General features: G+C 48.0%; 15 protein-coding genes. 12 read left to right on the top strand and 3 right to left on the bottom strand.

The window, feature by feature from the left end; all coding sequences use genetic code 11:
- Positions 1-65: 65 nt before the first annotated feature.
- The 12 genes from ACY652_RS12565 (at position 66) to ACY652_RS12510 (ending at position 12,343) form a co-directional block, all read left to right on the top strand.
- Complete coding sequence (locus ACY652_RS12565; RefSeq protein WP_462264722.1) at positions 66-560, top strand: T9SS type A sorting domain-containing protein; 495 nt, start codon at positions 66-68, stop codon at positions 558-560.
- A 76-nt stretch (positions 561-636) separates the two neighbouring features.
- On the top strand, positions 637-1,251 hold the full coding sequence (locus ACY652_RS12560) for a fumarylacetoacetate hydrolase family protein (RefSeq protein ID WP_462264721.1): 615 nt from the start codon (positions 637-639) through the stop codon (positions 1,249-1,251).
- Positions 1,252-1,554: 303 nt separating this feature from the next.
- Positions 1,555-3,246 (top strand): M23 family metallopeptidase, encoded by a 1,692-nt coding sequence (locus ACY652_RS12555; protein ID WP_462264720.1) that lies wholly within the window; start codon positions 1,555-1,557, stop codon positions 3,244-3,246.
- A gap of 11 nt (positions 3,247-3,257) precedes the next feature.
- Positions 3,258-3,722, top strand: a complete 465-nt coding sequence (gene bcp, locus ACY652_RS12550; protein WP_462264719.1) for a thioredoxin-dependent thiol peroxidase — start codon at positions 3,258-3,260, stop codon at positions 3,720-3,722.
- A 62-nt stretch (positions 3,723-3,784) separates the two neighbouring features.
- The gene (locus ACY652_RS12545; RefSeq protein ID WP_462264718.1) at positions 3,785-4,660 is read left to right on the top strand and encodes a transketolase; all 876 of its coding nucleotides are present in this window, start codon (positions 3,785-3,787) and stop codon (positions 4,658-4,660) included.
- Between the two features lie 159 nt (positions 4,661-4,819).
- A complete protein-coding gene (locus tag ACY652_RS12540; RefSeq protein ID WP_462268259.1) occupies positions 4,820-5,776 on the top strand; it encodes a transketolase family protein in 957 nt (318 codons plus the stop codon).
- 25 nt (positions 5,777-5,801) lie between these two features.
- Complete coding sequence (locus ACY652_RS12535) at positions 5,802-6,356, top strand: RNA polymerase sigma factor (RefSeq protein ID WP_462264717.1); 555 nt, start codon at positions 5,802-5,804, stop codon at positions 6,354-6,356.
- Positions 6,357-6,405: 49 nt separating this feature from the next.
- Positions 6,406-7,152, top strand: coding sequence for a hypothetical protein (locus tag ACY652_RS12530; protein WP_462264716.1), 747 nt, complete (start codon positions 6,406-6,408; stop codon positions 7,150-7,152).
- Positions 7,153-7,157: 5 nt separating this feature from the next.
- Positions 7,158-7,637 (top strand): hypothetical protein, encoded by a 480-nt coding sequence (locus ACY652_RS12525; RefSeq protein ID WP_462264715.1) that lies wholly within the window; start codon positions 7,158-7,160, stop codon positions 7,635-7,637.
- A 66-nt stretch (positions 7,638-7,703) separates the two neighbouring features.
- Positions 7,704-8,903: an aspartate aminotransferase family protein gene (locus tag ACY652_RS12520; RefSeq protein ID WP_462264714.1), complete on the top strand. Its 1,200-nt coding sequence runs from the start codon at positions 7,704-7,706 to the stop codon at positions 8,901-8,903.
- 152 nt (positions 8,904-9,055) lie between these two features.
- Complete coding sequence (locus ACY652_RS12515; RefSeq protein WP_462264713.1) at positions 9,056-11,332, top strand: glycosyltransferase family 4 protein; 2,277 nt, start codon at positions 9,056-9,058, stop codon at positions 11,330-11,332.
- On the top strand, positions 11,333-12,343 hold the full coding sequence (locus ACY652_RS12510; protein ID WP_462264712.1) for a glycosyltransferase family 4 protein: 1,011 nt from the start codon (positions 11,333-11,335) through the stop codon (positions 12,341-12,343).
- A gap of 236 nt (positions 12,344-12,579) precedes the next feature.
- Here ACY652_RS12510 and ACY652_RS12505 read toward each other — a convergent pair whose 3' ends face one another.
- From ACY652_RS12505 to trxA, 3 genes are all read right to left on the bottom strand, one after another.
- Positions 12,580-14,046 (bottom strand): glycoside hydrolase family 130 protein, encoded by a 1,467-nt coding sequence (locus ACY652_RS12505; protein ID WP_462264711.1) that lies wholly within the window; start codon positions 14,044-14,046, stop codon positions 12,580-12,582.
- A 290-nt stretch (positions 14,047-14,336) separates the two neighbouring features.
- Positions 14,337-15,257: a DUF58 domain-containing protein gene (locus tag ACY652_RS12500; RefSeq protein ID WP_462264710.1), complete on the bottom strand. Its 921-nt coding sequence runs from the start codon at positions 15,255-15,257 to the stop codon at positions 14,337-14,339.
- Between the two features lie 76 nt (positions 15,258-15,333).
- Entirely contained in the window at positions 15,334-15,654 is a 321-nt protein-coding gene (gene trxA / locus ACY652_RS12495; RefSeq protein WP_462264709.1) for a thioredoxin, read from the bottom strand.
- Positions 15,655-15,678: the final 24 nt, after the last annotated feature.

The raw sequence follows: 15,678 nt of genomic DNA, 5'->3' as shown, positions 1-15,678 counted from the left end.
AGGCAAAAATACAAAACCTACTGTTCATAAACGCTTTATTTATATTTTTGCGGTTAAAGTAAAATATGGGGCAAATTTCTACTATTAAACATTCGTGGTTCATCTTATTTGCTATGGCAGTAGGGATGAATCTTGCCTTTTCCGTTCCGCTTAGGGCTGATACCATCTACCGGTTGCACCTTAATTCTAAGACCGGCGCTAAGACTACGTTGCTTCATAATGGCATAAAAGCCACCCTGCCGCCCTTTAAACCGGCTGCTGTAATTATTAAACCTGCACCCAAAACAGAGGATGACCGCCTGCTGAGCAACGTACAGGTATACCCTACCCCGGTAACTGACCAAATCAACCTTAAGTACACTGTTTCGCGCAATACCAATGTTACCATCCGTATAATGGATGTACTGGGCAACAACGTAGCCACCCTTTTTTCGCAGCGTGTTGAACCCGGCGACCAGAAATTCACCTATTACCTGAACAATAAGCTTACCAGCGGATTTTATTTTGTACGTGTGGTGGTAGGCACCGAATCGGTTATCAAGCGCATCTCTATCCTGTAATTTTTGTAACACTTTAGCTGTTGGAGATAGCCGCCGCAAACTATTTATTAGCTTTGAGGTTGCTAAACTTACCATTATGAAAATTATTGCCATTGGCCGCAACTACGCCGAACACGCCAAAGAACTCAATAACCCGGTGCCTGCTACGCCGGTAATATTTATGAAGCCCGATACGGCTTTGCTGAAAGATAACAAGCCGTTTTACCTGCCCGATTTTTCGCAGGACATTCATCATGAAATTGAGTTAGTGCTGAAAATCAGTAAGGAAGGCAAGCATATTGAAGAAAAATATGCGGCTGATTATTACGATGAAATTGGCCTGGGGGTTGATTTTACCGCCCGTGATATCCAGAGCCGGCATAAGGAAAAAGGCCTTCCCTGGGAATTAGCGAAGGCTTTTGACAATTCTGCCCCCATCAGCGCCAAATTTATTTCAAAAACTGAGTTTCAGGATTTGAACAACATCAGCTTCAAACTGGAGGTGAACGGCGAAACCAGGCAGGCCGGTAATACCAAAGACCTGCTCTTCTCTTTTGAACGTATCATTACCTTTGTTTCCGGGTACATTACCCTTAAAAAAGGCGACCTTATTTTTACCGGTACCCCTGAGGGTGTAGGCCGGGTTAACATTGGCGACCACCTGAAAGGGTATATAGAGGATGAGCAATTGCTGAATTTTTATGTGAAATAAATTTGACGAAAACAGGGCAGGTACAAAGGGTCGCCCCGCTTTATGTTGGTTTATGCTCCCTTTAAATGTTTATAATATTCCATAAACTTCCATAAACGGCGATAAAAGTTCATAAACGGTAATAAAAGCTACCAATGAAACCGGTGTGCCGACAGGAACGCGGTGAGGAAGCCGTGAAATTTTATAATTATAATTTTGCCTTAATATCAACCCACGGGGCATCCATTGTTGGAAATTACCAATCGCTTTCATCCCTAAATTTAAACGCAGCCGCTTAGCATGGTTAGATTTTATATTTGCCTTTTGATTTCAATTTTCAGCGTATGCCGGGCAGGCCTCGCCCAAAACCGCATCCAATCCAAAACTTACCCGCAAACCGATTTTATCTACCCGATGGAGTTAGCCCCATCTACCGCAGGCGCGTTTGCCGAACTGCGGCCCAACCACTTCCATGCCGGGCTTGACTTTCGCAGTAACCAGCGCACGGGTTACCCGGTACATGCGGTGATGTACGGCTATGTATCGCGGGTAAAGGTGCAGTTAGGCGGCTTCGGCAATGCGGTATACCTTACCCACCCGGACGGTTACACTACCGTCTACGGCCACCTGGAACGTTTCAGCCCTGAGATTCTGAAAGCCCTGCGCTATCAGCAAACCAAAACCGAAAGCTTCGATGCTGATTTTAAGCTGCAGCCTTTCCAGATACCGGTGTACAAGGGGCAGGTGATTGCCTGGTCGGGCAATACGGGCGCATCCGGAGGGCCGCACCTGCACTTTGAGGTACGCGATTCGGCCACCGAGGAAACCATCAACCCGCAGTTATTCGGTTTCCTGATCCCCGACCGTATTCCGCCCGCATTACAGGGTATGTGTGTGTACCACCTTAATGGTGCGCCGTTCAGCGAAAAAACATTAAGGCAGATACACAGCCTGACCGGCACAGGCGGCAATTACCGGCTGGCCGGCCCGCAAACGCTGGAACTGAGCGGCAGCATTGGCTTTGGCATTATGGCCAATGACATGAACAGCAGTTCGGCCAGCCGCAACGGTGTGTATTCGGTAGAGCTAAAGATGGATGGTAACACAATATTCACCTACGCCGCCGAGCGCTTTGCCTTCGACCAGACCCATGCCATTAACGCCCTTATCGATTATCCGCAGCAGGTGCTCACCCACCGCTTCATTCAAAAATCGTTTATTTTACCCGGCAGCCGCATCAGCCTGTATCCGCAATCGGTAAACCGGGGCGTAATCGAGTTTAGGGACACTGCCCTGCACGAGATGGAATACCTGGTAAAAGACCTTGCCGGTAACGTGTCTACCCTCAAATTCAATGTAAGATCGAGCATTCCTAAAGACCGCCCGGTGTTTAAGCCGGCCGGTTATCTAATGCATTATAACCAGGTGAACGAGTTTACCGCAGATAAATTAAAATTAACAATCCCGGCAGGTAACCTGTACGATGATGTGGACTTTATGTACACCACCCTGCCGCGCCGCGCCGGCCTGCAATCGGCCATTTACCGGCTGCATAACAAGCTAACGCCCATACACGATGGTTTCAGCATCTGGATAAAGCCGGAGGAGGACTTAGGGGTATATGGCGATAAGGCAATGATCGTAGCTTCGAACGGCGGCACGGACGGTAACGTATATGAAGATGGGTATGTAAAGGCTACGGCCCATGCCTTCGGCGATTTCTTTATCAAACTGGATACCGTAGCGCCGGTGATTACCCCGGTGAACATCCATAACGGCGCTAACCTGCACGCGGCCAGAAACATTGCTGTGCGCATGAGCGACAACCTGTCGGGCATTAAAACCTGGAAGGGCAGCATTGATGGTAAATGGGTACTGATGGAGTGGAGCTACCGCAACCGTGTGCCCAGATATACTTTTGACGATACCCTAACGCCCGGCAGGCACACTTTTGAGTTTACCGCTACCGATTTTAAGAACAATACGGCTACCTTTACCGCCGAATTTTACCGTTAAACTTTTGAAAAATGGCTTCACTTACCGCAGGCGCTAAAGCGCCTGAATTTACCTCGACTGACCAGAATGGCAAGCCGGTTTCGCTGGCTGATTATAAAGGCAAAACTGTCATCCTTTATTTTTATCCGAAGGATGATACGCCCGGCTGCACGGCACAGGCCTGCAACCTGCGCGATAATTACGAGATGCTTACCAGCCAGGGCTATGAGGTGATTGGCGTAAGCACAGACGATGAAAAATCGCACAAGAAGTTTGAAAGCAAGTACCAGCTGCCGTTTACCCTGATTGCCGATAATGACAAAAGCATCAACGGGCTTTATGATGTGTGGAAGGAAAAAAACATGTACGGTAAAAAGTTTATGGGTACTGCCCGTACCACCTTCATCATCAATCCCGAAGGTACCATTGCCCACATTATTGAAAAGGTAGACACCCAAAACGCATCAGAACAGGTGCTCAGGCTGTTGCAGCCCTAAGCGTAACCAACAATTTTAATACCTTTGCGCAGCAAAGCGGCAACGCAATACTTTATCATTTCATGGAAATTACACCAACTATTACCTCCACTACAGCTATTGCCGAACTGGAAGCGGTGGCCTCGCAGGTGAGGCGCGATGTGGTGCGCATGGTACATGGCTGCCAGAGCGGGCATCCCGGCGGCTCCTTAGGCTGTACCGATTACCTTGTGGCGCTATACTTCAGCATTATGCAGCACACGCCGCAACCCTTTGATATGGACGGCAAAGGCCAGGATCTGTTCTTTCTTTCCAACGGTCATATCTCGCCGGTGTTTTACTCGGTGCTGGCCCGCAGCGGGTATTTTGATGCGGCGGAGTTAGCTACCTTCCGTAAACTTAACTCGCGCCTGCAGGGGCACCCTACCACGCACGAGCATCTGCCGGGTGTGCGTATCGCCTCCGGCTCATTGGGCCAGGGCCTGTCGGTAGCCATTGGCGCAGCCTTATCTAAAAAGCTGAACGGCGATGACCGCCTGGTATTCTCGCTGCATGGCGACGGCGAACTGCAGGAAGGCCAGATATGGGAAGCGGCCATGTTTGCCCCGCACAACAAGGTGGATAACCTGATTGCCACCGTAGATTACAACGGCCAGCAGATTGACGGCTCTACCAACCAGGTACTATCCTTAGGCGATTTAGCGGCAAAATGGCGCGCCTTCGGCTGGGAAGTGATGGAAGTAGCCAAAGGTAATGATATGGCTGCCGTAGTAGCCGCCCTGAACGAGGCCAAAGAGAAAACCGGTAACGGTAAACCCATTATCATACTGCTGAAAACAGATATGGGCGCCGGTGTAGACTTTATGATGGGCAGCCACAAATGGCACGGCGTAGCGCCAAACGATGCCCAGCTGGAACTTGCCCTTAACCAGTTAAAGGAAACGCTGGGGGATTATTAAGGATGTTGATTGGTTCATTAGTTCACTGGTTCATTGGTCATTAGTCATTGGGGAACACACACCATTTTCAAACCAGTGAACCAGTGAACTAATGACTAATCAACCAATGAACCAGTGAACTAATGACTAATCAACCAATGACTAATGACCAATAAACCAATGACCAAATACACTTACACAGATAAAAAAGATACCCGTTCGGGCTTTGGTGCGGGCTTGCTGGAAGCCGGTAAGCGTAATGATAAGGTGGTGGCCCTGTGCGCCGACCTGATCGGCTCGCTGAAGATGCAGGATTTCATCAACAACTTTCCTGAGCGTTTTGTACAGGTAGGCATAGCCGAAGCCAACATGATCGGCATTGCCGCCGGTTTAACCATCGGCGGGCATATTCCTTTTACCGGCACGTTTGCCAATTTTTCTACCGGCCGGGTGTATGACCAGATTCGCCAGTCGGTAGCCTATTCGGATAAGAATGTAAAAATCTGCGCCTCACATGCAGGCTTAACCTTAGGTGAGGATGGCGCCACCCACCAGATCTTAGAAGATATCGGCCTGATGAAGATGCTGCCGGGTATGACGGTGATCAACCCCTGCGACTATAACCAAACCAAGGCCGCTACATTAGCCATTGCTGAACATGAAGGCCCGGTATACCTGCGCTTTGGCCGCCCCGTAGTACCGGTATTTACACCTGCCGACCAGAACTTTGATATTGGCAAAGCCTGGATGGTAAGCGAAGGAACCGATGTGTCTGTTTTTGCCACCGGCCACCTGGTATGGGAAGCTATACAAGCCTGTGAGCAGTTAGAAGCCGAAGGAATTTCGGCAGAGGTTATAAATATTCATACCATAAAACCGTTAGATGCAGAGGCGGTACTAAGATCAGTTGCTAAAACCCGCTGCGTGGTTACTGCCGAGGAGCATAACCGCTTAGGCGGCCTGGGCGACTCGATAGCGCAACTGCTGGCGGTAAATAGCCCTACTCCGCAAGAGTACGTGGCGGTTAATGATTCTTTCGGAGAGTCGGGTACGCCAGAACAATTAATGGATAAATATGGTTTAAATGCCAAAAGCATTGTGGCCGCTGCCAAAAAAGCCATACAGCGTAAAGGATAATCTGCCTTTTATATAATTTATACAAATGCCTACACACCCGGAAGATGCGGAGATTTTAAGTAAGTTTCAGGAGGAACGTACCCGGAACGAAGCTTTTAACCTGCTGCTGAAAAAGTACCAGCAAAAAATATACTGGCATGTGCGCCGCATGGTAATTGACCATGACGATGCAGATGACATTGTGCAGGATGTATTTGTAAAGATATGGAAAAGCCTGGGCGGTTTTCGTAATGATGCCCAGCTGTACACCTGGATGTACCGCATTGCCACCAACGAGTGCATTACGTTTCTGAACAAAAAGAAGCAGAAGAACAATGTTTCGCTGGATGATATGAACTATGACCTGGCCGATACCCTTGCTGCTTCTACCTACTTTGACGGCGACAAGGCACAGTACAAATTGCAGCAGGCTTTACTTACCCTGCCCGAAAAGCAACGCCTGGTATTTAACATGAAGTATTATGACGATATGAAATACGAGGAGATATCTGATGTGCTGGGCACCAGCGTGGGTGCGCTTAAAGCGTCTTTTCATTTGGCAGTAAAGAAAATTGAAGCATTTTTGCTGTCGAAAGATTAATTTCAAATAATTGTTAAACCTTTTAGGTTAAATTCATCTAACGTGTATTATGGCAAGCGATAACGAGAAAATGGAGTGGCCTGACGAAGAAATGTCAATTAAACGGTTTAATTTACAAAACCCGTTTACTGTACCGTCCGGTTACTTTGATGAACTGGGTGAGCGCATCATGTCATCTGTGTATTTGAGTGAACTACAGGAGCGTGTACCTGCTGGCGGGCTTACGCTGCCTGATGATTATTTTGAAACTTCGGCGGCGCAGATAACCAGCCGCATACATATAGAGGAACTGGCTTCAAGTGAAAGCAAAGGCTTTACCGTTCCTGCAGATGATTATTTTGAGCGTTTACAGCAGCAGATTACCAGCCGCATAGCAATTGAGGAAGCGGCGCCTGCACAGGAGCAATCTTTTGCAGTGCCCGAAGGCTATTTTGAAAAGCTGAACAAAAGCATCCTGAACCAAACGATTAACCAGGATCTGGTGGTACGCAAAACCGGGGTGATCAGAAAGCTGGTGAGCACGGCGGCATTTAAGTATGCCTCGGCAGCCTGCTTTGCGCTGATTATTGGGGGCAGTATATTTCTGTCGCAAAGCAATAGTGTAACCAACTCTGCGCACGGCGCTTCTTATCTGCACAAACAATTATCAGAAATTCCGGCTGATGAGATACAACAATATCTTCAAACGCATGTAGACGGTAATGATGTGCAAAGCACCATGATGTCTGAAGATGCGCCTATAGATTACAAAACACTTGATAATTCGCTGGGCGACGATCCGGCTCAAAAACAATAGTACTGATGAAAGCAATAACCCAATTTCTTTTTGCCCTTACGCTGTTCGTTAGCGGGGCTACTGTAAGGGCGCAATCCTTTCGCGATAACAGGCAGGGATTTAGTAATGATAACCGAGGTGAAAGGCAATCTCAGTACGCAAGCAAGATTGAGTCGACCAAGGAGAATTATATCATTTCGCAGTTGCAGCTCAGCCCTGATGAAGCAGATCGTTTTATGCCGGTTTACCGCCAGTACCAGCAGGAAGTGATAAGTATACGCCGGCAAAAACGGAAAAATAATTCCAGCGAACAAAGCAACGGCAATGACCAGATCAACCGCGAACTGTACCTTGACCAGCAACTGCTGGAAGTAAAAAAGCGGTACAACGGGGAATTTCTGAAAATCTTATCTCCGCAAAAAGTAAGCATGCTGTACAAAAGCGAACGCCAGTTTAACGATGAACTGATACGCCAGATGGGCGAACGCCGCGGACAACCCGATTAAATTAAAGATTTATTATAACAACAAAGGCTTACCTGTAATTAGGCAAGCCTTTGTTATTTTTGCACCATGCCTACCCTCCGCCAGCTTTTTCTGAACCATAATGCGCAAACCACGCGTTTTCCGCTGCTGCTTGAGTTTGAACGGGCGGAGGGCATCTACCTGTACAACCGGGAAGGCCGGGCGTTTATGGATCTGATCTCCGGTATCGGTGTCAGCTCCATCGGGCATGGTAACCCAAAGGTAAAGGAGGCCATTAAACAACAGGTAGACAGCTATATGCACCTGATGGTATACGGCGAATATGTGCAGGCCCCGCAGGTGCGCTTTGCCGAAAAACTGGCTTCGGTGTTACCCTCCAACCTGCAATCGGTATACTTTGTTAACTCCGGCACCGAGGCGGTTGAGGGCGCCCTGAAACTGGCTAAGCGGTATACCGGCCGGCATGAGATCATCGCCTTCAACAACTCCTATCATGGCAGCACGCATGGCGCTTTAAGCGTAATGGGCAATGAAGCATACAAGCAGGCTTACCGCCCGTTGCTGCCCGGCGTTAAATTCTTAAACTTTAATCAATCGGAGGAACTTGAACAAATTACCCGGGTTACAGCCTGCGTAATTGTGGAAACCATCCAGGGCGAAGCGGGTATACGCGTACCTGATGCTGCATATTTACAGGCCCTGCGCCAGCGTTGTACTCAAACAGGCACGCTGCTGATTTTGGATGAAATACAGGCCGCCTTTGGCCGTACCGGCAAACTCTTCGCCTTTCAGCATTTTAACATACAGCCTGATGTTCTGCTGCTGGCCAAGGCGCTGGGCGGCGGAATGCCAATCGGCGCTTTTATTTCATCGGCCGAAATCATGTCGGCCTTAACCGAAAACCCGCTCTTAGGGCATATTACCACCTTTGGCGGGCACCCGGTTTGCTGCGCGGCAGGCTTAGCTGCGCTCGAAGTATTGCTTGATGCCCATCTTGCAGATGAGGCAGCCACAAAGGAACACCTCTTCCGGCAGCACCTTACCCATCCGGCCATACGGCAAATCAGGGGCAAGGGATTGTTACTGGCCCTTGAGCTGGACAGCTTCGATCTCAACAAAAAGGTAATTGACCGTTGTATTGAAAACGGGGTAATTACCGACTGGTTCCTGCATTGCAGCAACTCCATGCGCATTGCGCCCCCGCTGATTATTACCCCCGAAGAAATTGTACAGGCTTGCAAAGTAATTACAGCAGCCATTGATGGTACGCTTTGTGCACCATTATAGCTGTTATTAATAAAAAGGTGTCCTAATGGGCCTGTAGCCCATTCCCTGCCAATCGCTGCACATTAAAGTGTCCATTTAGGTGTAGCATTTTTATACATCTTCTGCTTATTAGTACAATTTATCCGTTGCTATCAAAGGCACTAAACTTTAAAATGAAAATAGCTTATATCTCTACTTACCCTCCCCGCGAATGCGGACTGGCTACCTTTAATCAAAACTTGATGCGCGCTATCAACGCTAACTTTCCCGGCCAGAAATCGCCGCTGGAAAACGGTTATGTGGTAGCGATGAATGACTCTGATACAACAGACGGTTATGAATACCCGGAAGAGGTGAAATATGTAATTCGCCAGAACCATCAAAAGGATTATATACGTGCGGCCAACTACATTAACACCAGCGATGCTGATGCCTGTATCATGGAGCATGAGTTTGGTATTTATGGCGGTGAGAGCGGTATATATGTATTGCCTTTAATCAACCGGCTGGAAAAACCGCTCATCTCAATTCTGCACACCATCCTGCGCGAACCCAGCTATGTGCAGCGCATCATCATCCGCGAGATTGCGGAGCAATCGGCCAAAATTGTGGTGATGAGCCAGCGGGCGGTAGAGTTCCTGACCACCATATATGACATTCCTGCCGAAAAGATACAAATTATTGAGCATGGCGTACCCGACCTGGAGGCGCCCGAAAATAACCCGGTAAAAAGCCTTACTGCATTTAAGAACCGCCGCGTATTGCTTACCTTCGGTTTAATCAGCCGCAACAAGGGCCTGGAAACCGTAATCAAGGCGTTGCCCAAAATTGTAGCCAAGCACCCCGATGTTATGTATGTGATATTGGGTAATACCCACCCCGGTATTGTAAAGCATTCGGGCGAGGAATACCGCGATTACCTGAAAACGCTTGCAGCGCAGCTTAATGTTTCCAACAACTTAACCTTCATTAACAAGTTTGTGGAGGAGAACGAGTTGATTAATTATTTAACCGCCTGTGAAGCCTACGTTACGCCTTACCACAACGAGGCGCAAATTACCAGCGGTACCTTGTCTTACGCTGTAGGCGCAGGCGCAGCCGTAGTGTCTACCCCTTACTGGCATGCTACTGAACTATTGGCCGGCAACCGTGGCCGCTTATTCGGTTTTAAAGACTCGGATGCACTGGCCGACATCATCAATGAGTTATTTGATAGCGACAAAGCGCTGTCTGCCTTAAAAAGTAACGCTTACCAGTATGGCCTGCAACTACGCTGGCCAAACATTGGCAACGAATTTATTAAGCTGGCCCGCGAAGCTGCGCGTGCGCATGATTTCAGCGATAAAATCTTACGCAACAGCATTGTAGACCCTGAGGTGATGCCAACCTTCAGTTTAACGCACGTACAACGCTTAACTGATGATACCGGCATTGTGCAACACGCCAAATACGGCATACCCAATTTAAAGGAGGGATACTGTTTGGATGATAACGCACGTGCACTGATTATGGCCCTGATGGCTTACCAGCGCAATAAAAGCCAGGAAGCATTCGACCTGTTGCCGATCTACCTGAGCTATATCCACTACATGCAGCGCGATGATGGTAACTTCCGTAACTTTCTGAGCTTTGACCGCCGCTACCTGGATGAAGTAGGCTCTGAAGATTCATTTGGCCGTACAGTCTGGTCATTAGGTTACTTAATTGGCTGCGGGGCCAGCAACTCTTACCAGGAGTTTGCCATGGAACTGTTTCAGCGTTCCATCCCGCACTTTAAGGCGCTTAAGCACATCCGCGGCATGGCCAACACACTTATCGGCGTAGCCCTGTATTTAAGGGCTAACCCTGCCGATGAGGGGATGATGACCGAACTGATTAACCTGACCACCCCACTGGTAGAAGCTTATGAAAAAACCGCTTCGCCAGACTGGCAATGGTTTGAGGAGGGCATGACCTATGATAATGCCATATTGCCTTTATCACTGCTCTACTCTTCGCAGATTACCGGTAACGAGCGGGTGAAGGAAATTGCCATGGTAACGATGGGCTTCTTAGACAAGCTCACTTTATCGAACGGTTATTTAAGCCCGGTAGGTAATGACGGCTGGTATTACCGCGGCGGCACCTTCCCTACGTTTGACCAGCAGGCCATTGAAACCATGGCGATGGTACTGATGCACTTTCAGGCTTATGAATTGTTCCGTGAGCCGGAATACATTGAAAAGATGTTCCTGAGCTATAAATGGTTCTTAGGTGAGAATACGCTGCGTGCGCCGTTGTACGACCATGAAACCAAAGGCTGCTGCGACGGCCTACTGCCTACGGGCATCAACCGCAACCAGGGCGCCGAAAGTACGCTGGCTTATATGATATCGCACCTTACCGTACTGAAAGCCTTTGAACTGGAATATGAATATAAGAAATACAGCAAAAGCCTCGAAGTTTGCTAAATGAAGGTAGCTGTATTATCGCCTGTTGCCTGGCGCACACCGCCCCGGCATTATGGCCCCTGGGAGCAGGTAGCCTCCAACATTGCCGAAGGGCTTATTGATTTAGGCGCCGAAGTAACCGTATTTGCCACGGGCGATTCTATCACCCGTGGTTCTTTACAATCGGTATGCGCCACCGGTTACGAAGAAGACCGCAGCCAGGATGCCAAGGTATTGGAATGCCTGCACATCAGTAACCTGATGGAGCAGGCCGGGCAGTTTGATATCATCCATAATAATTTCGATTTTCTGCCGCTTACGTATACCGGCTTGATTGATACGCCGGTAGTTACTACCATACACGGCTTTTCATCGCAGCGCATTATACCGGTTTATAAGAAGTATAATAAGCGTAATAATTATTATGTATCCATCAGTAATGCCGACCGCAGCCCCGAGCTGGACTATTTGGCTACGGTATACAACGGCTTAAATGCTGCCGACTTTAACCTGAATTTACAGCCCGAAGACTACCTGTTGTATTTTGGCCGCATCCACCATGATAAGGGCTGTGCAGAGGCCATTGAAATTGCACAAAAATGCGGCAGGAAGTTACTGATTGCAGGTATTATACAGGATGAAGGCTACTACAAAAGTAAGGTAGAACCTTTTTTGAATGACCAGATACAGTACATTGGCCACGCCGGCCCCGAGAAGCGCAATGAATTACTGAGCAGTGCAGCTGCCTTATTGCATCCCATTAACTTTAATGAACCCTTTGGCATGAGCGTAGCCGAGGCGATGCTATGCGGTACGCCGGTAATTGCATTTAACCGCGGCTCGATGCCGGAACTTATAAAGGATAAACAAACCGGCTTTTTAATAAACACTGTAGATGAAGCCGTAAACGCTGTTGGTCAGTTAGCCGGCATCAACCGCCGGCAATGCCACGAATGGGCTAAGTCGCAGTTCTCTGCGGAGAAGATGGCAGGAGATTATTACCGGCTATACCAGCAGATACTGAATAAATAGTGCCTGTTGTTAGTGTCCGTTTGAGCAGCAGCGGCAGCATTTTACCACCAAGCCGTCCTGTGCCCGTCATTGCGAGGTACGAAGCAATCTCTCAACGCCTTATGTCTTAACTAAGTGCAGAGAGATTGCTTCGTACCTCGCAATGACGGGCGATATCAGGCAAGAATTTGGCTAACAACCATTAATGATAGCTAAGTGATTAAATGCCGCTATCGTACAGCATAACAGATGCTGCACTATTTTTTTCCCTCTTTCAATTTATCTAACAGCGACTGCAGATCAACTTCAGCAAATGAGGTGGAGGAATCAGATATTCCGTAAGGAACAATCAGTTTACCGTTGTGTACCAGCGCCCCGCACGAATATAGAACGTTGGGTACATAACCTTCACGTTCATCGCTGTTGGGCATCAGCAAGGGTTCATCCAAACGGCCAATCTCAATGGTAGGATCATCCAGTTGAAGCAAACTGGCGCCTAACACATACTTACGCATCGGGCCTACACCGTGAGTGATCATCAGCCAGCCTTCTTCGGTCTCTATCGGCGAACCGCAGTTACCAATCTGGATAAACTCCCAGGGAAACTCTGGCGACTGCAATTTGATCGGCTTTTCCCAGATATTGATCTTGTCGGAATACATGATGTAGTTATTCCAGCCATCAATACGCGAGATCATGGCGTACTTGCCATTTATCTTACGGGGAAACAGGGCTAAATTTTTGTTTTGCGCACCATCGCCGTATAAGGGCATGATCTTGAAATCAACAAAATCATCGGTTTGCAGCAGTTTGGGCATAATCAGCGCACCATCGTAAGCCGTGTAGGTGGCATAATATTTTGTGGAGCCATCCTCATACCTGAATTTTACAAACCGGGCATCCTCAATCCCTTTACGCTCATACTCAGATATAGGGAAGATGACACGGTCGGAGATATCAGTATCCAGCGAAAACAGAATTTCGTAATAAGAATCGGCCAGCCACAATATCTTGTCGTACTCCAGCTTGGCCATATCATTTTCCTGTAGCTTTTGCGAGTCCAGTATTACGCGGCGCAGGTTAGAGTACTCAAAATGATAATCGAGCTGCTGCTCTATTTCCTTCAGTACATCCACATTAATCTGCGTAACTACCGCCTTATCAAAAAACAGCTTTTTGTTATATACGGCGTTCCGCACAATTTCGGCCTCATCAATATAATTACCGGCAGGTATAACGGTGATGTTATTAAACTTATCAATAAGTGCACGGCGGAAAGTAATAGAGGAGATGTGCCCCTCGCCTACCGCCCTGAAACTCAATATCACCCGGCGTTCGCCTTCCTCCAGATCGCTCTGATCAGGATCATCCACAATGGACGGATTGAAGAAAGCGGCCGACTCTATGGAATATTCGTGGGTGAAATAAGAGCCGATGAGCAATTTGCGGTAAGAAGAAAGTGAATCATAATCGATATTCATTTCTTCAAACAGATGCTTTAGTTTAGCGCAGTGCCGGTTAAGCACCCGGGTAATGTTACGGTGGCGTTTGGAATACTCCTGCAACAGCGGCGAAATGAGGTCGAACACCTTGCCTTCGTCCAGCGCGGTAACTTTTTGGATCACCTGCGTGGCACGGTCATTACCATTAAAAAAGAACCTTGCAATTACGCGTCTCGAATCGGGATTAACTCTAATAGCTTTACGCTCAATAGAAAGTCTCATAGAAAAAATAACAATTTTAGCATTAACGTGAGCAGCTGCAAATTGATTGCCGCTAATTCATTAAAGTGTAAACCTACTTAATTATTATACGATACAAATACCTAATTTAAATTTGTGGTTAACTGTACATAACGGGTGGTTTTTGCTGAGTAAAAATTGCCGCTGCTGTATAAATGCAGAAACCCCGCCCTCCCGGGGGAGGGATAAAAGCTTACATGGACGATAGCCAGGCAGACGGACACTTCCCCCTCCCCACGTGAGGGCAGGGAGGGGTTGCTGCATATAACATTCTAAACCATCTTGTTGCGCTTAACCAGGTAACTTTTAAGCAAGCTGTAGTAGCCTTCCGCAATACCGGCATCTACCCAGTTGATGCCAAACCGGGCACATTTAAGTTCCAGCTGCCGGCGGTAGTTGCGGTAAGCCGCCTGGTAACTTTCGCGTACCTGCCCCGGATGCAGGTTCACCTGCTGCCCGGTTTCGGCATCAGTGAACTGGTGCGGCCGGTTATCAAAGTTAAACTCATGCTCGTGCGCCCGGTCGTTCACATTAAAGATGAGCACTTCGTGCTTATTATATTTCAGATGCTGCAGCGCGGCAAACAAGGCATCGGCTTTAGCCGGGTTACTGCTGTTCTCCATCATATCGCTAAAGATAATTACCAGCGAGCGCTGGTGCGCCTCCTGCGCTATATAATGGATGGCTTTGGTAATATCCGTTTGGCTGCGGCCTTTGGGCTGCTGCCAGGCTTTTTCTAACTGCGCGAACAGGTAGAACAGGTGTGCCCCGGTTGAGCGAACCGCACTTATCCATTCCACCTCAGTGGCAAACAGGCACAAGCCAAAGGCATCGCGCTGCTTTTTAAACAGGTACATCAGTGAAGCAATGGCATAAATTGAAAACTGGAGTTTGCTTATGCCTTTTTCCGGGTAGTTCATGGACGAGGAAGTGTCCAGCATCAGGTAGCAGCGCAGGTTGGTTTCCTCCTCATACTGCTTTACAAACATCTTGTCGGTTTTGGCCATTAGCTTCCAGTCGATGTTTTTTACCGATTCGCCGCTGTTATACAAACGGTGCTCGGCAAACTCTACCGAAAAGCCGTGAAAGGGGCTTTGGTGCAGCCCCGTAATAAACCCTTCTACCACCTGGCGGGCCAGCAGATCTAAATCGGCCAGTTGCCGTAGCTCGTTATTGGAATGCAATGCTGCCATAACCTGAAGTAAGATAGCATAAAAAAAGCGCTGCAAAAGTGCAACGCTTTTTATTTAATATTATTGAGTGAACTGATTATACCAGTTGTTTATCCAGCTTACCGGCCAGTACCGATTTTGGCACAGCGCCAATCTGCTTGTCTACAATCTCACCGTCTTTGAAGAACAATAAGGCAGGAATGTTGCGGATACCAAATTTCATGGATACGCCGGGGTTATGGTCAACGTTTACCTTGCCTACCACTACCTTATCGCCGTAATCTTTTGAAATTTCTTCAACTACAGGGCCTACCATACGGCAGGGGCCGCACCACTCTGCCCAAAAGTCAACCAATACCGGTTTATCTGATTTCAGCACCACTTCATCGAAGTTTGCGTCAGTAATTTCTAAAGCCATAGTTTTAATTTTTATTGTATGAAC

The organism is Mucilaginibacter sp., assembly GCF_965200995.1.
Lineage (GTDB): Bacteria > Bacteroidota > Bacteroidia > Sphingobacteriales > Sphingobacteriaceae > Mucilaginibacter.
This window is presented reverse-complemented; position numbering and strand designations above follow the sequence as displayed.